We start from the raw sequence: 23,755 nt of genomic DNA, 5'->3' as shown, positions 1-23,755 counted from the left end.
GCCGGGCGCCGGCCGGCTCGGCGGCGGCGTCCGCGACGCGCTGGAGGGTGGCGTGCCGGACGGCGCCCGGAGCCGACGCCGAGGACGGCGCGCGGAAGGTGCGGCGGGCCGGTCCCGGTGGCCGGTCCCCGGGCTCAGGCGCCCAGCGGGTCCAGGGTCAGCGGTTCGATCTTGCCCTCCAGCATGGCGCCCAGGCCTTGGGCGGCGCAGATGTCGGGCCGTTCCGCGATGTGCACCGGCATCCCGGTGGCCTGCCGCAGCATCTGGTCGAAGCCCGGCAGCAGCGCGGAACCGCCGACCATCATGATCCCGCGGTCGGCCAGGTCGGCGACCAGGTCGGGCGGGCACTCGCGCAGCACCCTGCCGATGCCGTCGAGCACGGCGGTCAGCGGGGTCTCGATGGCGTCCCGTACGGCCGCGGTGTCGACCTGCACGGAACGGGCGAGGCCGGTGGCCACGTCCCGCCCGTGGATCTCGGTGGACGCGGGGCCCTGCGGGGTGAGGCCGTTGCCGGAGAGGGCGACCTGCAGGGGCCGGACGGACTGGCTGGGCAGCATCAACTCGTGCTCGTGGCGCAGGTGCTGGACGATCGCGTGGTCCACGGCCTCACCGCCCACCGGGATCCGCTCGGCGGTCACGATCGAGCCGAGGGAGAGCACGGCGACCTGGGTGGCGGCCGCCCCGCACACCATGATCATGGTGGCCTCGGGGCGCTCGACGGGCAGTCCGCAGCCGACGGCGGCGGCGATCAGCGTGTCGACGAGTTCCACACGGCGGGCGCCGAGGCCCACCAGGGTCTCGATCGCGGCGCGCTGGGCGAGCGGATCGGCGTCGTGCGGGGTGCAGGCGGCGGCGCGCAGGAACGGCTTGCGGCGCAGCTGGCGGCGGATCTTGTCGCCGAGCAGATGGCGCAGCATGCGCTGCGCCATCTCGATGTCGACGACCGTGCCGCCGGAGACCGGGCGCACCACCCGGATGTAGTGCGGCGTGCGCCCGGTCATCTTCTCGGCGAACTCGCCGACCGCGATCAGCGCACCGGTGCGGGTGTTCACCGCGGCGGCGGACGGCTGGTCGACGACGAGCCCGGCCCCCTTCACATAGACCCGCGTCCGCGCCGCTCCCAGGTCGACGGCGAAGTGGCAGCGGCGCAGCTGCTCCAGACTGGCGGTCATGGCAGGTCCTCCCGAGAGCACAGACCGTGGGGGCTCGCCGGGCCGGCGGGCCTCTCGTGTGTGGGCCGCCGGGCGGTCGGCCTCCTTCGCATAGTGCGGGGGCCGGGAGGGGGCCGCCTTTTCTGGTGGGCCGGGCGAGGCGCGCCCGAATGGGGGTTTTGTCTCACCTGCCCAAAGTAAGTATGAAATACAGTCAGGTCGGGGAGGCGCGCGGCCGGATCAGCCGAAGATGCCCTGCCCCGGGACGAGGATCCCCCGCGGGTCGTACGTCTGCTTCGCCGACCTCAGGGCCGGCCAGGCCGGCCCGAAGTGGGTGCGCCAGTCGGCGGGCGTGAAGGGGATGCTGCCGACGGGGTAGTGGGTGCCGCCGGCCGCGGCGGTGGCCTCGTAGGCGGCGCGGTTGGTCGCCAGAAGACGGTCGACGGCGGCGGTGTCGTCCGGCGGAGCGGCGCTCAGCACGTCGAACAGGTACGACACGGCGTCGTCGGAGCTGCGCAGCAGCGGGGTGGTGAGGCGGTCGCCGCGCAGGGGGTAGAAGAGGATGACGGCCCCGGGGCCCACGTCGGCCGGGGTGAGCCCGCCCAGGATCCGCGCGCCGAGAGCCGCGGCGGAGGTGCCGGGCAGCATGAGGTTGAGCCAGGGGTGGGCATACGTCCAGATCCCGGCCGCCTTCATGGCGGCGACGACGGGGGCCAGCCGGTCGAGGAAGTCGTAGTAGGGCTGGTCGGTGGCCTGGACACTCGCGGGGTCGTGGCGCAGGCCGCGCAGCAGTGCCGTGTCGTCCGGTGCGGGGCCCACCGGCGGGCCGTAGGCCACCGCCTCCAGGACGTGGACCCCGAACGCCCCGGCGTCGTCCGCGTGGACCTGTCCCTCGACGTAGTCGAAACGGCCGTCCTGGACCAGGTGGCGCTGGTCGTCGAGGAAGACCGTCAGGTCGTCGTAGGTCAGCTGGTAGCGCCGTACGGTCGCGGGCGCGGGGACCAGACGCAGCGTCGCCTCGACGATGACGGCGCACTGGCCGAGGCCGGCCAGCACGGCGTGGAAGAGGTCGGCGCGCCGGGACGGGGAGCAGCGCACCAGCTCGCCCGCCCCGGTGACGACCCGCAGTTCGGTCACGTTGTCGACCTGGGCGCCGTACCGGTGTGCCTGGCCGCCCAGACCGCCCACCGACAGGGTGCCGCCGACGGAGAGCTCGAGGTAGTCGGTGAAGACGGGCGGGGTGAGGCCGTGCGCGAGCGTGGCCCGGGCCACCGCGCTCCATCTGGCGCCCGCGCCGACGGTGACGGTGGTGCTGTCGGGCCCCAGCGGGCCGATGCCCGCGAGTGTCGCGGTCTCGATGACCAGACCGCCCTCCACCTGCGCCTGGCCGAACGGGGCGTGGCCCTGGCCGCGCGGGGCGACCGGCAGGCAGTGGTCGTGGCAGAAGCGGACCATGGTGACGACGTCACGGACCGAGCCCGGGCGCAGCACCGCGGAGGGACGCCGGTGCACGATGTGTCCGTAGTCGTCGGCCGCCGCCGTGAGGGCGGGGTCGTCCGTGACCAGCGTGCCGTCCAGCCGGGGAACCCTGGCCAGTTCCGTGACGGCCCCGGAGTCGGCGTCGGCCGTGGTCGCGGCCCAGCTGCGGGCGCCGGGATCGAAGCCGATCACCGCGGCTCCGGTGACCGTGAGGCCGCGCAGGACGGTACGTCTTGACGGTGTGCCGGGCATGCTGATTTCCCCCTCGAAACCTTCATGAGATCTTCAAATACCCGTCAGGGTAGGTCAGTTGGACCCGCACCGTGCCGCTTTTCGCCGGTACGGCCGCCCCTGGCGGTGCATCGCCCGGTACGGCAGCGCCTGGCGGTGCATCGCCCGGTGCGGGAGCGCCTGGACGTGCGTCGCCCGGTACGGCCGGCGCGCAGGGGCGTGTGGCGGCCCGCAGCGCGTGATGGCGTACAGCGCGCGGGGGGCTACAGCGCTCGGGCCGCTTCCAGCACCGGGGTGAGGGAGGGGACCACCGCGTCGCAGCCCGCCCCGAGCAGCGCCTGCTCGACGGTGGGATTGCGCGCGAGGCCGAGAAAGCGCAGACCCGCCGCCCGGGCGGCGGCGAGCTCGGCGAGCGTGGAGCCGATCAGGACACCGGTGGCGGCGGGCGCGTCGAACGGCCGCAGGGCGTGCAGCAGCCGGTCCGGATTCGGGGTCAGCAGGCCGAGGTCGTCGTCGCGGCCGTGGACGCCGGCCCGCAGCGGCAGCCGGTAGGACTCCAGACAGCGGTGGACGGCCGCTTCGCAGACGTCCGTGGCCACCCCGACCCGGCGCCCGGTGTCGTGCAGGGTACGGACGAGGACCACGGAGTGGTGCGTCCTGGGCGCGTCCGGTACGGCGCTCAGCTCCAGCCGGTCGAGACGGTCCCGCAGCAACGGGCCCAGCCGGTCCTGGGCGAAGGCCCGCAGCACGTCCAGCGGGTGCACGAACAGCTCCCGGCCCGCTGCTGCGCCCGGGCTGCCCAGCGGTCGGCCCGCCAGGGCGTCCGCGGGGTCGCGGTGCTCGGCGACGATCCCGAGCAGGTCGAGGGCGGCCGCCCGCGCGGTCGTCGCCGTGAAGAGCCGGGCCAGCGGGCCGTCGAAGCCGAACAGTACGGTCTCGGCGCCGGCGAGCAGGTCCTGGAGCGGGCGCCCGGAACCGCCGGCAGGCCGGTGCACCTCGGGGGGCGGAGCGTAGTCGGGGGCGAGCGTGACCGCGCAGGTCACCGCCACACCCGGCACCGGCCACCTGCCGAGCTGGGAGTTGACCGCCCGCTGCGCGCCGGCCGCCCGGCGGACGGAGTGGTGGCGCGTGATGCGCGAGCCCGCCGCCAGCAGATGCGCCAGCAGCCGCTCGCCCACGCCCGCCGTCTCCGCCCGCACGAACGCCACCGGGTCGTCGACCCGCCAGGTCAGCTCGACGGCCGCGATGAAGGCGCCCTTCCCGGAGCTCGGCAGGGAGATCCGCTCGACGGCGTGCCGCGGCGTCAGGTCGACCTCGTAGTACGTCGCCGGACGCGGTGGGCGGCCCGCGTAGGGCAGGACGGGGTCGAGGAGGGTGAGCGGGCTGTCGGCACGGGTGTGCACGATCGCCGTGCGGCCCGGCGCGGGGATGCCCAGCTGGCGCAGGTCACGGGTGAGGAAGGGCCCGCGCACCGGCTCCGGCACGTCGTCGCGGTCGTCCGCCGCGCCGCCCGCGCCCTCCTCCGGCGGCAGCGGGCAGTACCAGGCGAGCGGCGGGGCGTCCGGGGCGTCGCCGAACAGGGGCCGGAAGCGGTGCGGCCCGGAGGCGGCGGAGCTGTCGGCGAAGGCCGCGTAGAGAGCCGGGGGGACGGTGAGGAGAACGGGGGCCGCGCCCTGCGGGGGCGCGGGTGTCTCGGGCCCGTCCTGGAACGTCACCCGAAGACGCGGCCCCCCGGCCGGTTCGGCGAGCGGACCGGGGAGCCCGCGCAGGGCGGCGGCGAGCACCGGGAGCAGATACGCCCCGGGCCGGATCCGGACGGCATACCCGTTCGGCCGGACACGGACCTCGTACTGCTGAGGCGTGAGATCACCACGGGCGAGGACCTCATGCACGGCGTATTCGAGGCTGATACGAGCCTCGGGGCGGGCGGTGAGATCGGCGTCAGCCTCGAAGAGCACAGCGTGCCGCGCACCTACACCGACTTCCGGCGACCCGGCCCCCGGCGGCTCGGTCCCCGGTGGGGTTTCCGGCTGCGGCGTGGGGGGCTCGATGCTTCCGCCCAGTCTGCGTACCGTTTCCGCGCTCACCGTCGCGAAGGCGCCGGCCGAGCCGTCGGTCCCGCCTGTCTCCGCGCGGAACTCGCCCGTCGTGAGGCCCGCGCGCTCGTCGATCAACCCGCCGATCCGGTCCAGGAGTTCGCGGGTGCGGCCGCGTGTCGTGCGCGGCAGGGTGCGCAGCAGCAGGTCGCGTACGCCGGGGCGGAAGTCGTACGAGCCGGGCGGACCCGGGACGGTGGTCAGCATGCCGCTGAGGATCACCTCGGCCAGGTGCTGGGGGCGCGGGTCGCGGTTCACCGCACGTTGGACGAGGCGCATCACCGGAACCGAGGGGACGGCCAGGGCCAGATGGCCGGCCAGCCGGAACGCCTCCCGGGAGGCGGTGGCGCGGAAACGCAGGACCAGCTCCTGGGCGGGCAGCTCGGCCGGGTCGGCGGCGTCCGGTCCCGCGGAGCCGGGCGGGACGGGCACCGGTGGCAGCCAGGCCACCGCACCCGGGGTGCGCGCGCCGCCCGGACTCGCGACCAGCGCAGCCCAGTTGGCCAGCCAGGGCGCGCCGGGCTCCAGCACGGGGACCGGGAGGGCCGCGCCGGGCCGGGGCGCGCTCTCCGGGTCGTACGGGGTGAACGTGAGCGCGGAGAGGGGGGCCGCCCGGGTCGCCGAGAAGAGCAGACCCGGCTCGGCCGGGAGGGCCGTCATGGGCCACAGATGCTCCGGGAGCGGCTGGACGACGGCCAGCGGCATCCGCGTCGCCCAGTGCCGCAGGGTCCGGTACCAGCGCTCGCCCACCGGCCCCGGGCGCCACTGCGGGCCCATGCAGTCGCTCACGATCAGGGTGACCGTCCGGCCGTCCGCCGGGCGGGGAACCTGCCGGGCCTCGCCGTCGGGCGTGGCCGGGTACGAGGTGACCGTGCGGAAGACGCCCGACTGGGCCAGGACGGTGTGCAGTTCACGGATCAGGGGCCGCCAGACCGGCATCGTCGGGCCGGTGTCGTGGACGAGGCTGAGGCGCAGCCAGCGGTCGCGGGCAGGACGCAGCACGGGCAGCCAGACGTCCGGGTGGGCGCCCAGCCGGGCGATGCGGTCGGCCGTGGCCCGCTCGTCGAGGAGACGGGCCCGGGCCGAGGGCACCGTGCGCTTCAGCGGCCGCAGGGCCCGCTGGAGGGCGAGGGGGTGCGGGAGCATCGGAGGCGCGGGCGCGAGGACGGGACGGCTCCCGGGGCCGCCGCCGTCGCCGGAATCGGCGGCGGGCGCGGGCGCGGGCGAGGGGAGGTGGAGCGCGACACGGGCGTCGGGGTCGGCGGGCGCGGACTTCGGCGACGTACCCCCAGCCGTACGGTCGGCGTACGCGTGGCCGGGCCCGCTGCCGGTCGGGCCGTCGGGCGTACCGCCGGGATCCCGCTCGGCCTGTGCGGACGCCGGGTCCGCCGCGTCCGCCGCGTCCGGCCCGGCCTGCGCTGTCCGCCCCGATGCCTCCTCCGGACCGCTCGACAGTCCGGCGAGCCACAGCAGTTCGGCCAGCTCTCGGGGGGTGGGCGCGGTGTCCGCCGCGGCCGTCAGCAGCGTCGTCAACCGGTCCAGGGCGGACATGGCACCCCCCGGTTGCTCCTCAGAAGCCATCGCCGTCCGCCGTGGCGCTGAGGTACGGCATCAGCCGTTCGGCCAGTGCGTCGCGGGAGTCGGCGTCCAGACCGGCGACTCCGGTGAGGTAGAGCGCGTTCAGCAGCTGGTCGGTGGCGAGTTCGCCGTCGGCGGCGCGGGTCAGGAAGCGGTCGATGAGGTGTTCCGCCTCACCGGGCGGGGTGTCGAGGTGGGCCCGGACGATCTCGGTGAGCTGTTCGCGGCCGGGGCGGCGCAGCTTCAGCCGGACACAGCGGCGCAGGAAGGCGGGCGGGAACTCGCGCTCGCCGTTGCTGGTCAGGACGACGAACGGGAAGGCACGGCAGCGGACCCGGCCCCGGGTGACGGCCACCGGGTCGTCAGAGTCGTCGGCCAGGACCCCGGCGGTGACGTCCTCGGCGGAGTGCCGGGCCGCGCGCATCAGCTCGGGGATCTCGTACTGGCCTTCCTCCAGGACGTTCAGCAGGTCGTTGGGCAGGTCGAGGTCGCTCTTGTCGATCTCGTCGACGAGGAGGGCGCGGGGGCGTTCGTAGGGCAGCAGGGCCGTGCCGAGGGGACCGAGGCGCAGATGGTCCTCGACCCCGCCCCCGGCGTCCCCGTCCCGTTCGCGCCACGCCGCCTGCCGGGCTGCGTACAGCCGGGACAGCGGGTCGTACTGGTAGAGGCCGTCGGCCAGCGTGGAGCGGCTGGTGATGTTCCAGCGCAGCACCGGGCCGAGTCCCAGCTCGCGCGCCACCGCGTACGCCAGGGAGGACTTGCCGGTGCCGGGCGGACCGGTGACCAGCAGCGGGCGGCGCAGCACCAGGGCCGCGTTGACGAGTTCGACGCTCTCCGGGGTGGCGACGTACGAGCGGGCGCGGTGGACGCGGTCGGGGGAGACGGCCGCCTCGTCGTCGGCGTCCCGCGGCGGCGGCACGACGGGTTCGCCGTCGAACGCCCGCCAGGGCGGCGGCTCGGGCAGCCGGTCGATGCCGTCGTGCGGCTCGCTGTTCCCGGTGTAGACGGACCAGTGCGGCATGGTTCTCCGAAACTCTGCTGTGACTCGTGCGGCTCGTGACTCGGTTGTGGGTAAGGGGGCGGGGCGGGCGCGGGCGCGGCTCAGGTCACGGGGGAGCGGGGGAGGCCGGGCGCGTCGCCGTGCGGGTCGGCGAAGAGGCGCGGGTCGTCCCACAGCAGCTGGATGTCCTGGGCCCAGTGGCCGTCCTCCGCGTCGGCCTCCTCACGCAGCGCCAGTACCCGGCGCGGGAGTTCGGCGGGCGACACACCGGACACACAGGAGTCGAGCTCGTCCAGGAACGTCTTGCCCGCGCAGCCGTCTCCGCCGGCGCAGGACGCGTCGGGCCCGCCGGCGCAGCCGTCGCGGGACCAGACGACCATCGGCGCGGGCGCGTTGAGCGAGGTGTCGAAGTGCGGGCGGGTGTGGGACGCGGCCGGGGCGGTCGCGAAGCCGGCGAGACAGGCGTCGTCCTGGCGCAGCCGCACCCGGAGCCGGCGGGGCTCCTCGGGGCTGCCGCACTCGACCCGGTGCACCCGGGCGCCCGGTGCCGCGTCGAGCCGGTTCCACACCCGGGTCAGCTGGTGCCGGACACCCGCCCTGCGGCGCGCCTGGTCGGTGACGACGAGCGGGTACACACAGCCGAGCGGGGTGTCGTCGTCGGGCGTGCTCGCCCAGCGGTCGACGGGCAGGTCGATCCAGTCGCGGGGCAGCGCGAACGCGAGCAACTCGTCGCAGCCGGGGGTCAGATACCGGAAGGCGGCCTCGATCCGGTCCTGCACGAAGGCGCGCAGCCCGGCCTGCGGGACGGTGCCGGAGCCGACCGGATGCCGACGGCCCCCGCTGTACGCGGACACCTCGACCCGGACGTGTCCGTCGCCCGCCCCGCTGTGCTGGAGGTCGACCAGGATGGGCGACCAGTCGGGGGCGGCGGCCGTCTCGGCGGCGGTGTCGCCGGGTGCCTGGAACAGGGCCTCCACATGGGCGGTGAAGCGGGCGACGGTGGCCGCCGCGTCGCCGCCGTCGACCTCGCACAGCACGAACAGGGCCGCCGACCACAGCGAGTCGAACCCCTCCTCCGGCGCGTCCGGGTCCAGCGGACCCCGGGCGGACTCGTAGAGCCGCACGCGCCGCCCCGGATCGCCGTCCAGGCCCGCGCGCACGGCGCGCTCGACCAGTGCGCGCAGCCGGGCGCGGTCGGCGGTGCGGTGGTCGGAGGTGGGGACCAGTCCCTCCAGGTCGGGCCAGTAGCGGGCCATGACCTCGGTGGGCATCATCCGCCCGTTGTGCACGCCCCGGTCACCGGCGGCCGCGGTGACCATGCCGACGACCTCACCGGTGTCCGCGAGGGTGACCGCGGCGCCGCTGAACCCGGGGGCGAGCGGCTGGCCGCCGGGCTGCCAGGCCTCCAGCTGGATCCACTCGCGGTTGAGCAACTGCGTGGCGGTGATGCGGTATTCGGCGAGGGTGCCCTCGTCGAAGCCCACCGGGAAGCCGTAGACGACGAGCTTGCGGGGCCGGTCGGGCCGTCGGTCGTGGGCGGCGTCCACGGGGGCCAGCGCGGCCGGGGCGACCGGGACCTCGTGCGCCAGCTCCAGGACGGCCAGGTCGCCGAGGTCGGTGGTGCCGCCGCCCCAGCCGCCGTCGGCGACGACCCGGGCCGGTACGGCGGGGGAGCCGGGGCGTTCGGTGAAGGTCACCGTCAGGGCGTCCGGGTCGGCCTGCGCCACGACATGGGCGCAGGTCAGCACTCGGCGCGGGGTGACGAGGAAGCCCGCGCCCGCCACCTGGCCCGCGCTCTCGACCCGGGCGTGCCATTCGGCGCTGTTCATGCGGCGGGGGAGGTGGGCGACCAGGTCAGCCGCACGACGAGGTGGCCCTCCGCCGTGCCCTTGGCGATGATCGCGCCGGTCTCCGCCGACAGCTTCACCCCGAACTCGATCTCCACCCCGTCGGGTTGTAACGTCCCGTCGCGGAACACCCGCAGCGCGGACTCGGCGGCCGCGCGCACGCCGTCCAGCGCGCCCTCGAAGGTGCGGGCCGCCTGGACCGTCCCGTCGCGGGCCACGAGCCGGGAACCGGGCCGCCCTTCCGTGACCGCCTCGACGGCGACCACGGCACCGTCGTCGGTCCTGAACTCCACCAGTCCGTCCACGGTGCCCCCGTAACTCCTCACCCATGTGGTCCTGCGGCTCTGCGCGCATCCATTGTCACGGACGGTACTGGAGATTGTCCTGCGTTCAGCGCGCCTCCGTGATCCGGATCACCCCCAGCTCCGCCAAGTCCTGCGGCCTGATCCGGAGTTGATCGGCCGTCGCCTCCACCTCCTCCGGGGGCCGCTTGAGGATCGCCGCCGCCGACTCCGGTGCGATCACCGAGAAATAGCTGTCCGGGGTGGCCCAGGTGCGGCCGGGCGCGGCCAGGGCCAGCGCGCCGCCGGAACCGCCCTCGCCGATGACCAGCGTGGTGATCGGCGTCCGGGCGGTGGCGACCACGCCGAACAGCTCCGCGATCGCCGCGCCGGCCCCCTGCCGTTCGGCCTCGGCGTCGTTGGCCGCGCCCGGGGTGTCCACCAGCGTCAGCACCGGGATGCCGAGCCGGTCCGCGAGGCGGATCAGCCGGGCGGCCGTGCGGTACCCGGCGGGCCGGGTGGCCGCCCCGGTCTGGGCGGCGTAGCCGACCGTACGGCCCCGGTGGACCCCGAAGCCGCACAGCATCCCGTCCGGGTCGGCCCCGCCGCACCGGTCCCCGGAGATCGCGAGCCGGTGGCTGAAGTAGGCGTTCAGATAGGCCCGGGCACGCGGCCGCTCCGGCGCACGGGCCCGCCGAACGGCCTCCCACCCGGTACGCGGCAGATCCGCGACACCGAGCGCGACGGGAACGGGTGCGGGCTCGCGACCCGATGTCGGCGGGGGTTCGGCCGGCGGGCTGCCCGTGCCGGGTACGGCGCCTGCCCCGGCGGCGGCCGGGCCGTCGGGGGAGCCGTGGGTCTCGGGCGGCGCTGCCGCGGCTTCGTGGTGCGGCGCCGGTCGGGGGCCGGACCCGGGGGGTGTCGCCTCCCGTGCCGCGCCGGGGTCGCCGGGGGTCGCCACCGGACGGGGGGTCGCCGCCGGACGAGGTGCTGCGGGCGTACCGTCGGTCAGCAGGCGCAGCCATCCGCCCAGCACCTCCCGTAGCTCCGCCGGGGGCACCACCGCGTCCGCCGCTCCGGCCGCGAACTGTGCCTCGGCCGTGTAGGCGGCCGGGTCGGCGTCCGGCGGCCGGACGCGTGAGCCCGCGAAGCCGACCTGGGCGTCCGGCAGCGCGAGCACCACGTCGGCGCCCGCGCCCAGAGTGGCCCAGCCGCCGCCCGTCGTCGGGTCCCGCAGGACCGCGATCTGCGGCAGCCCGGCCTCCCGGGTGAGCGCCGACTGCCGTGCCACCCGCTGGAGTTGGGTCAGGGCGAGCATGCCCTCCTGCATCCGGCTGCCGCCCGTGGCGACCAACGGCACGACCGGCAGGCGGTGTTCACGGGCGTACGTGTACGCCGCCTCCAGCCGGTCGCCGGTGCGCTCGCCCAGCGAACCGCCCAGGAAGCCGAACTCGAAGGCGATCAGCACGGCCCGGGTGCCCCCGACACTCCCCGTGCCGCAGACGACGGACTCCGGCTCGCCGGTGCGCCGGGCGGCGCGCTCGCGCGAGGCGTCGTAGCCGGGCCAGCCGAGGGGCCCGTCGGGAGCGGAGGACCGGTCCCCGCCGGGCGGGTCGGGGAACCGGGCGAAGTCGTCGGCGACGAGGGCGACGACCTCGCGCGCGCTCGCCCGCGGCACCGTCATGACGGCAGCGCCCGCTTCATGATCTTCCCCATGTCGTTGCGGGGCAGCGCGTCGAGATAGCGCACGACGCGAGGCCGCTTGTGCGGCGCCAGCCGACGGGCCACATGGTCGGCCAACTCGCCCTCCGCCGGAAGCGCTTCGGGATCCGTCGGCACGACCCAGGCGACGATCCGCTCCCCGAGGTCCGCGTCCGGCTCCCCGGTGACGGCGGCCTCGCGCACCCCCGGATGCTCCAGCAGCGCGTTCTCGATCTCACCGGCCCCGATCTTGTACCCGCCGCTCTTGATGAGGTCGGTCGCCTTGCGCCCGACGATCCGGACATAGCCGTCGGGGTCGCGCACGGCCACGTCACCCGTGCGGAACCAGCCGTCGGAGGTGAAGGCCGCGGCGGTGGCGTCGGGCCGGTTGAGGTACTCGGTGAACAGGTTCGGCCCGCGAACCTGGATCTCCCCGACGCTCTCCCCGTCGTACGCCTCGACGGCCGACCCGTCCTCGTCCACCAGCCGCAGCTCCACGCCGGGCAGCGGCACCCCGACGGTTCCCGCCCGCGCCTCCCCGTCCGCCCGCACGCTGGTGTTCATCAGCGTCTCCGTCATCCCGTACCGCTCGATCACCCGCCGCCCGGTCGCGGCCGCGATCCGCTCGTGGTCGTGCACGGGCAGCGCGGCCGAACCGGACACCAGCAGCCGCGCCCCGGCGAGCGCCTCGGCCAGCTCGGGATCGTCGGGCAGCGCCTCGGCGATGCGGTGGTACATCGTCGGCACCCCGAAGAGCATGCTCGCCCCGGTGGTCAGCTCCCGCGTCACGCCCTGCGTGCCGAACCTCCCGAGATGCCGCACCGACCCGCCGCGCCGCAGCGGGCCGAGGATCCCCAGCACCAGCCCGTGCACATGGAACAGCGGCAGCCCGTGCACGAGGACGTCCTCCCCGGTCCACTGCCAGGCGTCGGCGAGCGCGTCCAGGGTCGTGGCGATCGCCCGACGCGGGATCACCGCGCCCTTGGGCGGCCCGGTGGTGCCGGAGGTGTACACGACGAGGGCGGGGTCCTCGTCCCCCACGGGCGCCACGCCCGCACCGGCACCCCGTACGTCGGCTTCGGCTTCGGCGTCGGCCTCCGCCTCGACATCGATCCGTTCGAGTTCCCGCAGTGCGGCGGGCAGCTCGTCGCCGGGGGCCGCCAGGACCACCCGCGGCGCGCTGTCGCCCAGGATGTGCCCGAGTTCCTTGTCGCCCGACTTCGGGTTCAGCGGCACGGCGGCCACCCCGGCGAGCAGCGCGCCCACCACCGCGACGGCGGTCTCCAGCGAAGGCGTCGCCCACACGGCGACCCGCCCCTCCTCCCGCACCCGCGCACCGACGGCACCGGCCGCCGAGGCGAGCTGGGCGTACGTCAGGGAACGCTCGCCGAACCGCAGGGCGGGGCGCCCGGACGGCTCGTCCGTCAGGGCCGGGAAGAGTGAGGACACGGAACGCGCTCCTTGGGTGGCTGCGGGACATGACAGACCCGTTCCTACCCCACCCACCAGGCCGTCACCTGTCAGGCCGCCGTCTCCACCACGTCCGCGACGACGCAGCTGACGTTGTCCGGCCCGCCGGCGCCACCGATGCCGGGGCCTGCCCGAGGGGGAAGTTCAAGCGGGTTGTCCCGGTCGCGGGGACGGCCGTTAACCTGCGGGGGGACATGACACAGACGTACGGATGTACAGACGTACGAGAACGGAGTTCCGCCGTGCCCCGAGTCGCCCTCGTCACCTACGACCCCCGGCCGGAGCCGAGCAAGGACCGCGACCTGCCGGGGCTGCGGGCGGCGCTGGCGGCGGCCGGTGCCGAGGCGGACATCGTGTGCTGGGACGACGCCGACGCCGACTGGGCCTCCTACGACCTCGCCGTCATCCGCTCGACCTGGGACTACAGCTGGCGCGCCGCCGAGTTCACCGCCTGGGCGGAGCGGTGCGGCAAGCTGACGCGGCTGGCCAATCCGGCCTCCGTCGTGCGCTGGAACACCGACAAGCGGTACATCGGGGAGCTCGCCGCGGCCGGCGTGCCCACGGTCCCCACCCGCTATCTCGCCCCGGGCGACGCCGACGCCCCCGCGGGGCTGCCGGACGGCCACGAGTACGTCGTCAAGCCCACCTCCGGCGCCGGCGCGCGGTACGCCGCCCGCTACACGCCGGACCGGCACGAGGCGGCCGTGCGGCACCTCGCGCGGATGCACGCCGAAGGGCTGACGGCGATGGTGCAGCCGTACATGCGCAGCATCGACACCGGCGGTGAGCGGGCCCTGCAGTTCTTCGGCGGGCGCCTGCTGCACGCCAGCCGCAAGCGGGCCGTACTGGCCCCCGGCACCGCCTTCGACGCGGACAAGGTCGCCCACCCCGGGCTGGAGCCCTGGACGCCGACCTCGGCCGAGCTCGCCGTCGCCGAACGCGCCCTGGCGGCCGTACCGGACGCGCCGGAGCTGCTCTACGCCCGGGTCGACCTCGTGGACGGCGACGACGGGGAACCGCGCGTGATGGAGCTGGAACTGGTCGAGCCGAACCTGTTCCTGTTCCTGCATCCGCAGTCGGTGCCGACCGTCGTGGCGGCGATCCTGGCGGCGGCCACCCCCTGACCGCCCCACTCCCGCGCACCACCGGCCCGCCGCTACTCCCGGACCCCCGTGCGCTGCAGCAGCCCCCAGGTGAACTCGGCGACGACCTCGCGGCGTACGCCCCAGCCGTCCGGGGCCGTGAACGCCAGCCCCCAGCGGGTGGGGGCGGTGCCCTCCAGCGGCCGGGCCGGGGCGAAGGCGTGCGCGGCCTCGTCGACCGTGCAGGACCAGGGGGTGAGGTCGTCGAGGCCGGTCAGGCGCGGCGGAGTGGCTCCCGGGGCGCGGACCAGCCACTCGTTCCAGACGCTGCCGTTCGGCGCGAGGAGCACCTCGAAGCGCAGGTCGGGCCACAGGGGCAGCGGCCAGAGCCAGGCCTCGCAGTCGAGGTCCCCGACGCGGCGGGGTGTCCGGGACTCCGGTTCGCCGAGGACCGAGCGGTAGCGGGCCAGCGCGCCCCGTGCGTGCGGGGAGTGGAGCATCGCCTGCCAGCGCTTGTTGGCCTCCCGCATCTGTGCGAGGGAGACACCCAGCGCATGGCGGGCGTCCTCCACCAGGTCAGGGTTGTGATCGGCCATGCGGCGCAGCAGGACCTGTTGGAAATCGAACGCCGTGAACGAGCCGGCGAGGCGTTTCTGGGTCGGCATGCTCCCCATCCTGGCCCACCCGGCGCCCCCTCCTGGGCCACTGTGCGTTTCCCGACCATTGCCCGGCGCAACGCCGTATGACAGCCTGTGTTCGTCATGCCGATCGCCTGTTGAAATCTCGAACACAGGCACTGAGACGACTATCTAAGGGAGGGGGCCGGTTGTGGGACGCCTCGTACCTGCCGTGACCCGAGCTCTCGACATTCTCGAGCTCTTCCTCGACGGGGACGGTTCGCTCTCCGCCCCCGACATAGTGCGCAAGCTCCAGCTTCCGCGCACCACCGTGCACGAATTGGTGACCACACTCTCGGCTCGGTCGTACATCGTGGCCGTACCGGGACAGCCCGGACGTTACCGCCTGGGCGTACGTCCGTACCAGCTCGGCAGCCGCTACGCCGAGCAGCTCGACCTCGCGGCCGAGGGTCAGCAGGTCGCGCGCTCCGTCGCTGAGACGTGTGACGAGACGGTCCACGTGGCGATCCTGGAGGGCGCGGACGTCATCTACATCGCCAAGGTCGACTCCACGCACGCCGTCCGGATGGTGTCGGCCGCCGGCCGTCGTCTTCCGGCCCACTGCACGTCCGTCGGCAAGATGCTGCTGGCCTCGCTCTCCGAGCCGGAGCTCAGCGCGCGCATCCCCGACGACGCCGACCTCATCCGGATGACCCCGAACAGCATCACCGAGCCGGGCGCCCTGCGTGAGGCCCTGGCGGAGATCCGGGAGCGGGGCGTCGCGGTGGAGAGCCGCGAGTCCAACCCGGACGTCAGCTGTGTGGCGGCGCCGGTGCGCGACCGCACGGGCCAGGTCGTCGCCGCCCTGTCCATCTCCGTGCCGATGATCCGCTGGAGCGACGAGCGCCGCGTCGAACTGGAGCAGCTCGCCGCGAAGGGCGCCGCCGAGCTGTCCGAGCTGCTCGGCTACCGGAGCGTTTCATGACGTCGTCGTACGAGGTGGCCGTGCGGGCCGGGGCGGCCCTCGGCGAGGGACCCACCTGGGACCCGGTCACCGGCCGGCTGCTCTGGCTGGACATACTCGGCTCGCGCCTGCACGGCTACGACCCCTCGACCGGCCGCCGCACGGTCCGGGTGACCGACCAGCACGTGGGCGCGGCCAAGCCGCGCACCGGGGGCGGCCTGGTCCTCAACCTCCGGGACGGCGTGGGTCTGCTCGACCCGGACGACAGCTTTCGCTGGCTGCACCACGAGCCGGTCCCCGGCCGCCGCGCCAACGACGCCGCCGTCGCGCCCGACGGCTCCCTCTGGGCCGGCACCATGCGCTACGACGAGGCCCCGGGCGGGGGCACGCTGTTCCGGGTCACCGGTGACGGCTCGCCCGAGCCGGTCCTCGACGACGTGACGGTCAGCAACGGCACCGGCTGGAGCCCGGACGGGACGCTGATGTACTACATCGACTCGCCGACGCGCCGGGTCGACGTCTTCGCGTACTCGGCGGACGGGCGGGTGGGCGACCGCCGCACCCTCGTCGAGATCGAGGACGGCGCCGGCTTCCCCGACGGTCTCACCGTGGACGCCGACGGCTGCGTGTGGGTGGCGCTGTGGGACGGCGGAGCGGTACGCCGCTACACCCCGGCGGGTGAACTGGACCGGGTGCTCACCCTCCCGACCCCCAGGATCACGGCCTGCGCGTTCGGCGGCGCCGACCTGACCGACCTGTACATCACCACCGCCCGGGTGGGCCTGGAGTCACCGCACCCGGTCGCCGGATCGCTGCTGGTGGTACCGGGGGCCGGAAAGGGCCTGCCCCAACCGGCGTTCGCGGGCTGAGCGCGGGCCCGCCCCCCCCCACCCGGGCGAACACGGGCAACCCGCCCGGCACGGCACGGCCCGGCACAGCACGGCCCGCCCGGCCGGCCCGGCGCAGGGGCGGGTGGCCGGCCCCGCGCCACCCTCTCTGCCCGGCTGCCCGGCTGCCCGGCGGTGCCCGGCTGCCCGGCACTGCGTGGCGGCCCGGCGCCGCTCGTGATGCTCGGGACTGCCCGGCCGCCCGGCATTGCGCCGCTGCCCGGCATTGCGCTGCTGCCCGGCACTGGCCGGCCCCCCGCTGCTGCCCGGTTGCCCGCCACTGCCCGGCACTGCGTCGCTGCCCGACACGGCCCGGCGCTGCGCCACTGCCCGGCACTGCGGCGCTGCCCGGCACGGCCCGGCGGCCCGGCGCTGCCCGGCGCCACCCCGGATGCTCGGGACTGCCCGGCAGCCCGGGACTGCCCCGCGCGCCCGGCGTCCCGGACTACTCCAGGCCCGCCCGTTTCAGCTCGTCCGCGGTCAGTGGTGGGCCGGTCAGCGCCGGTTTCCACGGGCCCATCGCGGCCGCCAGCAGCACCGACGGAGCCAGCAGCACCTCGGGTCCCCGCTCCAGTGACGTCACATCCGTCACCCGGCGGGCGATCCGGCCGTTGCCGGTGGCCGTGAGCATCAGGCGGCCGACATACGCGGCCACGAGCCGGTCCCGGAGGGTCGGCCCCTCCTCCGTCGCTCCCGGGCAGAACACGTCCTGGCCGACCGCGAGGTCCCACGCGGTGCTCACGGGCCGGGCCACCGCCTTCTGCACCCGCCGGGACAGCCCCGCGGAGCCCCATCCCCGCCGGCGCACCACGTCCCGCAGGATCACCGCGCTCTGGGCGGCGACGGCCAGACCGTGGCCGTAGAGCGGGTTGTACGCGGCGAGTGCGTCGCCGACGACGGCCAGGTTCTCCGGCCAGGCCGGCATCCGCTCGTAGAAGTGGCGACGGTTCACGGTGGCCCGGGTGTACGCCACGTCGGACACCGGCTCGGCCTGTTCGAGAAGCTCGCCGATGACCGGGTGGCGCAGATCCTCGCGGGCGAAGCGGACGAAGTCGTCGTTCCCGGTGGAGGGTTCGCCGCCCCGGGTGCCGTTGAGGGTGGCGATCCAGTGTCCGTCCTCGATGGGCAGCAGGAACCCCGCCCGCCCCGGCCCCCCGGCACGCGGATCGGGCTGCACGTTGACGATCGGATACCCGGACCGGGCCTGCTCCGGCGCGCGGTAGAGACGACTGGCGTACGCCAGCCCGGAGTCCACCTCGCGCCGCTCGACCTCGGGCAGCCCGAGCTCGGTCAGCCACCGCCCGACCCGTGACCCGCGCCCGGTCGCGTCGACCACCAGTCCACCGGAGACCACCCACTCCGCACCCGCGCCGATGCCCGCGCCCGCGCCGATGCCCACGCCCGCGCCGATGGCCGCGTCCGGGACCGGCCCCGCGCCCGCGGCCGAGGCGGAGTCCGGTGCCGGGACGGAGTCCGGTGCCGGGCCCGCACCCGTCGCCGGGCGGGAGCCCCCGCCCGCCCTCGCGCCCAGCGCCGCGGCGGCGGTCGGTGCCGGGGAGCCCAGGGCTCTCACCCGTACCCCGGTGACCGCCCCCGCGTCGCCCGCCAGGCCCAGCACCTCGACGCCGGAGAGCAGTTCGATCCGGTCGTCCGCGAGGACCTGGGCCCGGATCGTCGCGTCCAGGAGGTCGCGGCCGGCCAGGATCACGTGGTGCGACTCGGGCCACCGACGGAACCAGCCCCGTGCGCCCATGACGACCATGTCCGTGGTGACCGGCGCCCGGCGCGCCCCGGCGGCCAGCAGGGCCTCGGTGGCACCCGGCAGCAGTTCCTCCACCGCCCGGACCCCGCCCGACCACAGCATGTGGGCGTGACGGGCCTGGGGCAGGCCCTTGCGCGGGGCGGGGCCGTCGGGCAGTACGTCCCGCTCGACGACCACGACCCGGTCGGCGAGGCCGGCCAGGGCGCGGGCCGCGAGCATGCCCGCATGTGATCCCCCCAGGACTACGGCGGTTCTGGCGGGGTTGGAGGGTTCACTCATGCGTGGACATGCTCTCTGCCGGGGCGGCCGCGTGAGCGCGGACCGCCTGGATGTCGACGGGGTGGCGAAGGGCGCGGGACACGGCCTGGATCTCCCGCAGGAGGTAGGTGGTGTCCGGCCGGGAGGATCCGGACGGGTCGGACGAGGTGGTGGGGGAGGCGCCCGGGACGGGGGAGGCGGCGGCTTCCGGGGGCTCCGGGTGCCGCAGCGCCCGGGCCCGGGCCTCGACCGCGTCCAGGAGCGTCACGGCGGCGGCGAGGGCCTGCGCCCGGCCGCGCTCGAAGCCGAGGGCGACGCCGGCGTCGTAGGACCGCGCGCGCAGGTCGTCGTCGAGATACCGGGCGAGCTGCAGCAGCGCGTCGCGGATGAACGTCTCGCGCCGGATCAGCCGCAGTTCCGGGGTGGCGCGCAGGTCGAAGGGCTCGCGGGCGCCGGTGACGCTCCGCATCAGCCGGGACAGCGGCCGCAGGCTCCGGTGCCGGCGGCGGATCCGCCACCGCTCCTGGAGGTACTGGCCGGCGTGCGGGACGATGAAGCCGATCGCGACCAGGGTGGCGGCGATGCAGGCGGCCGACGGGGCGATGTTGGTGTTCAGCCAGTCCAGGTCGTGCCCGGTCCAGCGGGCCCCGACGGCCGTCAGCTTGGCCGCGCTGAACAGCAGGTTGGTCACATAGCCGGCGCCCAGGAACCGGAGCCCCCAGCGCAGCCAGGCGTCGAGGCCCTCGGTGCGGCTCCAGTTCCAGACCAGCCGGGCGGTGACCGAGCAGGCCACCGTGTGCGCGAGCAGGTAGAGCAGGATCTCCTCACGCATGAAGGGCGTGTTGGCGTAGTACGTGTCCAGGTCCCGGATCTGTTCCACGGGAACGTCGGCGAGCGCGAAGAGCACCCACAGCGCGACGACCACCCCCGCGTAGACGGAGACCACCCAGCGGGTCGCCCGCCGGGTCTGGGCCGAGCGCTCGGTACGGCCGTTGCGCCAGGCGATGATCAGCAGCAGCCAGGACGCGGAGAGCGCGGTGAGCAGCGAGTACACCCAGGGCGCCGCGATGTTCGGCACGCCGGTGACCCGGTTGGTCCAGGCGATGGTCTTGGGGGCCGCGAACACGAACACGGCGCAGGCGAAGACCAGCAGGCCGCCGACGGCGCGCAGCAGCGGGTCCCGCCAGAGCTTGAGGATGCTGGGCAGCTTGATGGCGAGGGCCGCGCCGAGGACCACGGTGGGCAGCCAGAAGGAGACGTACAGCCCGTGGCTCACCGCGCGGTGCCCCTGCGCCCGCGGTAGCCGAGGGTCCGCTGGACCGCGGCCGTCTCCCCGCCCGGCCCGGCGGCGGCCGGTCCCGGGTCGGACAGATAGCGCCGGAAACGGGCCGCGAGACGATGGCCGAAGTCGTCGGCCTCGGCCTCGTCGTCCTCCCGTGAGCCGTTGCGGGCGGCGACGGTCAGGGCGAGGGACTCCCAGCCGGACCGGGCGGCCAGCACACCCGCGGCGACCGTGCCGACGCCGTGGTGGTGGTGCCGGTGACCGGCGTGCAGGTGCCACAACTCATGTCCGAGGATGACCAGTTGCTGCACGTCCTCGGCCCGCTCCTCGACGATGACCAGGTCGAAGTCCTGGAACTCCACCCACAGCCCGGTCACCCCGATCTCGTCGGGGAACCGCTCGAACCGCACCTCGACGGGACGTCCGCCGCGCCGCGCGGACATCTCCTCGCACAGCGCCCGGCACACCTCCCGCACACCGGCCGGCCGGCCGGCGCGCGCCCGCAGCGCGGCGGAGAGATCGCCGGTCAGCTCGCGCATGGCCGGTCCGGTTCTCACGCGCCGCAGCGCCGAGCCGATCCGGGCCGCCCTCCCGCGCGCGCCCGCGATGTCCATCCGCTCCCCCTTCTCAACCGCCCTACGGCAGCCCGTTCGAGCCTACGCGGCCGGTTGTGCCCACGTCACGGGAAGTTTTCACCGGGGCCGTCGGGGGCCGTCGGCGACCGCCGATAGAAAGCGCTGTCATAGATCCCGTCAAAACCATTGACGTACAGGCGCATCGATTTTACGGTCCCGTTCGAAGTTACGAGCGCAATTCGAAATGTCGAACCAACGGAACGGCAGGGGCAAGGTATGGGACAACCTGGCCTGAATCGCAGGCAACTGCTCGCCGCCGCCGGCGGGTTGGCGGTGGCGGGCAGTTTCGGCTTCGCCGCCCTCGGTACGGGGGCCGACGCGCTCGCCGCCGGAGCACGCACCCGGGTCCGCTACTGGAACCTCTTCCAGGGCGGCGACGGCGCCAACCAGGTGGCGATGGTGGACGCCTTCCGCGACGGGCACCCGGACATCGCCGTGAAGGACTCCACGCTCGCCTGGGGCGGCCCCTACTACACCAAGCTCGCCATGGCCGCCGCGGGCAACCGCGCACCCGACCTCGGGGTCATGCACCAGGGCCGCATCCCCGGCTTCGCGCCCGGCCGCCTCCTGGACCCCTGGGACGTGGACCTCCTCGCCGAGTACGGCGTACGCGAGGCCGACTTCAACCCGGTGCTGTGGCAGCGGGGCATCGTCGACGGCGAGCTGTACGCGCTGCCGCTGGACATCCACGTCCAGCTGAACTTCTACCGCAAGGACGTCTGCGAGAAGGCGGGACTCCTCGACACCGCGGGCCGCCTCCCCGCCGCCGGTTCCACCGACGAGTGGTTCGCCATCCTGAAGGAGGCCAAGGGGCAGCTGAGGAAGGGGCAGCAGACGCTCGGCCTGCACGCCAACGACCAGAACTTCTGCTGGTGGTTCTTCGTCGCCTTCTACCAGCAGCTCGGCGGCACCTACTTCGACGACGACCACACGACCGTCACCTTCGACACCGACAAGGCCACCCAGGTCCTGGAGTTCTTCCGCAAGCACGTCACCGACGGCTATGTCACCGTCGGCGAGGCGGACGGCGAGGCGTTCCTCGCCGGTTCGCCGTTCACCTGGGAGGGCAACTGGTCGGTGCCGTACTTCAACGGCGAGAAGGTCGAGTACGGCGCCCAGCCGCTGCCCCCGGTCTTCGGCACCCCGGCCACCCACGCCGAGTCGCACTCCTTCGTCCTGCCCCACCAGACCGGCCGCGGCGGGGACGCCGACAAGGGCGCCTACCGGCTCGCCGCCTACATGGTCACCCACGCCACCACCTGGGCCAACGGCGGCCATGTCCCGGCCTATCTGCCCACCTTCAAGGACCCGGCCTATCTGGCGCTCGCCCCGCAGAGCGAGTACTCACGCCCCGCCATGGACCACCAGGCCAACGAACCCCACATCTGGTTCGCCGGATCCACCGGCGTCCTCGCCCAGCGCGTCGGCCCGATCGTGGCCTCCTCCAACCTGGGCTCCGCCACGCCGGACGCGGCGGCCCGCCGCATGAAGTCCGCGCTGGCGCAGCTGCTGGCGATGAAGAACCCGATGGACGGCCGCACGGCAGCCCAGGAGCTGAAGGGAGCCGGCGCATGAGCACCCTCGCGCACGCCGGGACACTGCCGCCGCGCACCGCGGTCGCCGCCGACTCCGCCCGCGCCCGCTGGGGCCGCCGCTTCCAGCACGGCGGCTGGTTCGTGGCCCCCTTCTTCGTCCTGTACGGACTGTTCGTCGTGCTGCCGGTGGTCCGCGGGCTCTACCTGAGCTTCACCGACGCCAACATCTCCGGCGACCACACCGGCTTCGTCGGCCTCGACAACTACCGCGAGGCCCTGAAGGACGACCTGGTCTGGGACTCCCTCTGGCACAGCGTGCAGTTCACGCTCTACGTGGTCCCGGTGATCGTCGTCGTGGCCCTGCTGATGGCGCTGATCGCCCACCACACCGTGCACTTCAAGTGGCTGTGGCGGCTGTGTTTCTTCGCGCCCTTCCTGCTGCCCTCCGCGGTCATCGGCAACCTGTGGTGGTGGCTGTTCCAGCCCACCAACGGCATGGTCAACCACGTCCTGGGCCTGGACACCCCGTGGCTCACCCAGAAGTCCACGGCGATGCTCGCGGTCGTCGTCGCGACCGTGTGGTGGACGGTCGGCTTCTCCTTCCTCCTGTACCTGGCCGCTCTCCAGAACATCCCCCACCACCTCTACGAGGCAGCCGAGCTGGACGGGGCGAACGCGTTCCAGCGGATGCTGCACATCACCGTGCCCAACCTGCGCAACATCACCGGCCTGGTCTTCGCCCTGCAGATCCTCGCCTCGCTCCAAGTCTTCGACCAGGCCGTGGTGATGTACCAGTTCGGACCCGGACCGGAGGAATCGACCCGCACCTTCGTGCAGTACACCCTCGAACAGGGCTTCACCAGCTACCGCGTGGGCTACGCCTCCGCGATCTCCTTCATCCTCTTCATCATCGTCGCGGCCGTCGCCCTCGGGCGGATGTGGCTGCTGCGCAACCGCGAGGAGGTCGCGACCCGATGACGACGCCGACCACGCCGACGACGCCGGCCACACCGACCGCACCCCCTCCGCCGCCGACACCCCTCACCCCCGCGCTGCGCAGGCCGCGCGGCACCTGGACCCCGGCCCAGATCGCCCTCACGCTGGTGGCGGCGGCCCTCTCCCTGGTCTGGCTGGCCCCGCTCGCCTGGGCCCTGTCGACGTCCCTCAAGACCCCCACCGAGTCGGTGACCTCCCCGCACTGGATCCCGCAGGACTTCACCGGGGAGTCCTGGAAGGCGGTGATCGAGGCGGGCAACATCCCCAACTGGTTCGTGAACTCGGTCGTGGTGTCCGTCTGCGTCACCTTCATCGTCCTCGCGGTCGCCTCCCTCGCGGGATACGGCTTCGCGCGCACGGAGTTCCGCGGCAAGTCGGCGCTGATGGCGCTGACGATGGCGGGCCTGATGTTCTCCCCGGCGATCCTCGGCGTCCCGCTCTTCACCACGGTCCAGTCGCTCGGCATGGTGGACACCTACTGGGGCATGATCCTTCCGCAGTGCGCGCCGGCGGCGATGGTCTACATCCTCTACAAGTTCTTCCAGTCCCTGCCGAAGGAGCTGGAGGAGGCGGCCTTCATCGACGGCGCGGGCCGCTGGCGGATCTTCTTCACGATCGTCCTGCCGCTGTCGAAGCCCTCCCTCTCGGCGGTCGGCATCTTCACCTTCATCGCCTCCTGGAACAACTTCCTGTGGCCCTACATGGTGACCAACAACCCCGACCTGATGACCATGCCGAACGGCATCGCCACCGTGCAGAACGCCTTCGGCATCGTCTGGCCCCAGCTCATGGCCGGCGGACTGCTGGCCGGCCTGCCGCTGATCGTCGTGTTCGTCTTCTTCCAGAGCCAGATCGTGCGGGGCGTGGCCCACACGGGTCTGGCGGGCCAGTAGCCGAGCCGAC

At 74.4% G+C, this 23,755-nt stretch carries 18 protein-coding genes; 6 read left to right on the top strand and 12 right to left on the bottom strand.

Going from position 1 to position 23,755, the window contains the following annotated elements; translation table 11 throughout:
- Positions 1–134 precede the first annotated feature (134 nt).
- From ASD48_RS03790 to ASD48_RS03755, 8 genes are all read right to left on the bottom strand, one after another.
- A complete protein-coding gene (locus ASD48_RS03790; protein WP_054238174.1) occupies positions 135–1,172 on the bottom strand; it encodes a rod shape-determining protein in 1,038 nt (345 codons plus the stop codon).
- A gap of 219 nt (positions 1,173–1,391) precedes the next feature.
- Positions 1,392–2,882, bottom strand: coding sequence for an FAD-binding protein (locus ASD48_RS03785; protein ID WP_057599903.1), 1,491 nt, complete (start codon positions 2,880–2,882; stop codon positions 1,392–1,394).
- A 242-nt stretch (positions 2,883–3,124) separates the two neighbouring features.
- A complete protein-coding gene (locus ASD48_RS03780) occupies positions 3,125–6,508 on the bottom strand; it encodes an SAV_2336 N-terminal domain-related protein (protein WP_242432492.1) in 3,384 nt (1,127 codons plus the stop codon).
- Between the two features lie 19 nt (positions 6,509–6,527).
- Complete coding sequence (locus ASD48_RS03775; protein WP_057599901.1) at positions 6,528–7,556, bottom strand: MoxR family ATPase; 1,029 nt, start codon at positions 7,554–7,556, stop codon at positions 6,528–6,530.
- 80 nt (positions 7,557–7,636) lie between these two features.
- The gene (locus ASD48_RS03770; RefSeq protein ID WP_057599900.1) at positions 7,637–9,364 is read right to left on the bottom strand and encodes a trypsin-like peptidase domain-containing protein; all 1,728 of its coding nucleotides are present in this window, start codon (positions 9,362–9,364) and stop codon (positions 7,637–7,639) included.
- Positions 9,361–9,687: a CU044_2847 family protein gene (locus ASD48_RS03765; protein WP_057599899.1), complete on the bottom strand. Its 327-nt coding sequence runs from the start codon at positions 9,685–9,687 to the stop codon at positions 9,361–9,363. The genes ASD48_RS03770 and ASD48_RS03765 overlap by 4 nt, the downstream gene beginning before the upstream one ends.
- 85 nt (positions 9,688–9,772) lie before the next feature.
- Entirely contained in the window at positions 9,773–11,347 is a 1,575-nt protein-coding gene (locus ASD48_RS03760) for a carboxyl transferase domain-containing protein (protein ID WP_057599898.1), read from the bottom strand.
- Complete coding sequence (locus tag ASD48_RS03755) at positions 11,344–12,813, bottom strand: acyl-CoA synthetase (RefSeq protein WP_057599897.1); 1,470 nt, start codon at positions 12,811–12,813, stop codon at positions 11,344–11,346. The genes ASD48_RS03760 and ASD48_RS03755 overlap by 4 nt, the downstream gene beginning before the upstream one ends.
- A gap of 263 nt (positions 12,814–13,076) precedes the next feature.
- Here ASD48_RS03755 and ASD48_RS03750 point away from each other — a divergent pair, with 263 nt between their 5' ends.
- Entirely contained in the window at positions 13,077–13,958 is an 882-nt protein-coding gene (locus tag ASD48_RS03750) for a hypothetical protein (RefSeq protein WP_057599896.1), read from the top strand.
- A gap of 32 nt (positions 13,959–13,990) precedes the next feature.
- On the opposite strand, the gene ASD48_RS03745 is transcribed toward ASD48_RS03750, so the two are convergent.
- Complete coding sequence (locus tag ASD48_RS03745) at positions 13,991–14,590, bottom strand: hypothetical protein (RefSeq protein ID WP_057599895.1); 600 nt, start codon at positions 14,588–14,590, stop codon at positions 13,991–13,993.
- Between the two features lie 154 nt (positions 14,591–14,744).
- Here ASD48_RS03745 and ASD48_RS03740 point away from each other — a divergent pair, with 154 nt between their 5' ends.
- Positions 14,745–15,518, top strand: a complete 774-nt coding sequence (locus ASD48_RS03740) for an IclR family transcriptional regulator (RefSeq protein WP_057599894.1) — start codon at positions 14,745–14,747, stop codon at positions 15,516–15,518.
- Positions 15,515–16,366, top strand: a complete 852-nt coding sequence (locus ASD48_RS03735) for an SMP-30/gluconolactonase/LRE family protein (RefSeq protein WP_057599893.1) — start codon at positions 15,515–15,517, stop codon at positions 16,364–16,366. Before ASD48_RS03740 ends, ASD48_RS03735 begins: the two co-directional genes overlap by 4 nt.
- A 463-nt stretch (positions 16,367–16,829) precedes the next feature.
- On the opposite strand, the gene ASD48_RS03730 is transcribed toward ASD48_RS03735, so the two are convergent.
- From ASD48_RS03730 to ASD48_RS03720, 3 genes are read right to left on the bottom strand one after another with little or no spacing between them, the layout of a single operon-like run.
- On the bottom strand, positions 16,830–18,425 hold the full coding sequence (locus ASD48_RS03730; RefSeq protein WP_242432491.1) for a pyridine nucleotide-disulfide oxidoreductase: 1,596 nt from the start codon (positions 18,423–18,425) through the stop codon (positions 16,830–16,832).
- Positions 18,418–19,680 carry an MAB_1171c family putative transporter gene (locus tag ASD48_RS03725; RefSeq protein WP_057599891.1) on the bottom strand — a complete coding sequence of 421 codons (1,263 nt, stop codon included), beginning with the start codon at positions 19,678–19,680 and terminating at the stop codon, positions 18,418–18,420. Before ASD48_RS03725 ends, ASD48_RS03730 begins: the two co-directional genes overlap by 8 nt.
- On the bottom strand, positions 19,677–20,300 hold the full coding sequence (locus tag ASD48_RS03720) for a toxin-antitoxin system, toxin component family protein (RefSeq protein WP_199875627.1): 624 nt from the start codon (positions 20,298–20,300) through the stop codon (positions 19,677–19,679). Before ASD48_RS03720 ends, ASD48_RS03725 begins: the two co-directional genes overlap by 4 nt.
- 237 nt (positions 20,301–20,537) lie before the next feature.
- On the opposite strand from ASD48_RS03720, the gene ASD48_RS03715 reads away from it, so the two are divergent.
- The 3 genes from ASD48_RS03715 to ASD48_RS03705 are packed head-to-tail and all read left to right on the top strand — an operon-like array spanning position 20,538 to position 23,745.
- The gene (locus ASD48_RS03715) at positions 20,538–21,896 is read left to right on the top strand and encodes an extracellular solute-binding protein (protein WP_057599890.1); all 1,359 of its coding nucleotides are present in this window, start codon (positions 20,538–20,540) and stop codon (positions 21,894–21,896) included.
- Positions 21,893–22,834 (top strand): sugar ABC transporter permease, encoded by a 942-nt coding sequence (locus tag ASD48_RS03710; protein WP_057599889.1) that lies wholly within the window; start codon positions 21,893–21,895, stop codon positions 22,832–22,834. The genes ASD48_RS03715 and ASD48_RS03710 overlap by 4 nt, the downstream gene beginning before the upstream one ends.
- Positions 22,831–23,745 (top strand): carbohydrate ABC transporter permease, encoded by a 915-nt coding sequence (locus ASD48_RS03705; protein WP_242432490.1) that lies wholly within the window; start codon positions 22,831–22,833, stop codon positions 23,743–23,745. Before ASD48_RS03710 ends, ASD48_RS03705 begins: the two co-directional genes overlap by 4 nt.
- Positions 23,746–23,755 lie beyond the last annotated feature (10 nt).

The organism is Streptomyces sp. Root1310 (assembly GCF_001426425.1).
Taxonomy (GTDB): Bacteria; Actinomycetota; Actinomycetes; order Streptomycetales; family Streptomycetaceae; genus Streptomyces.
This window is presented reverse-complemented; position numbering and strand designations above follow the sequence as displayed.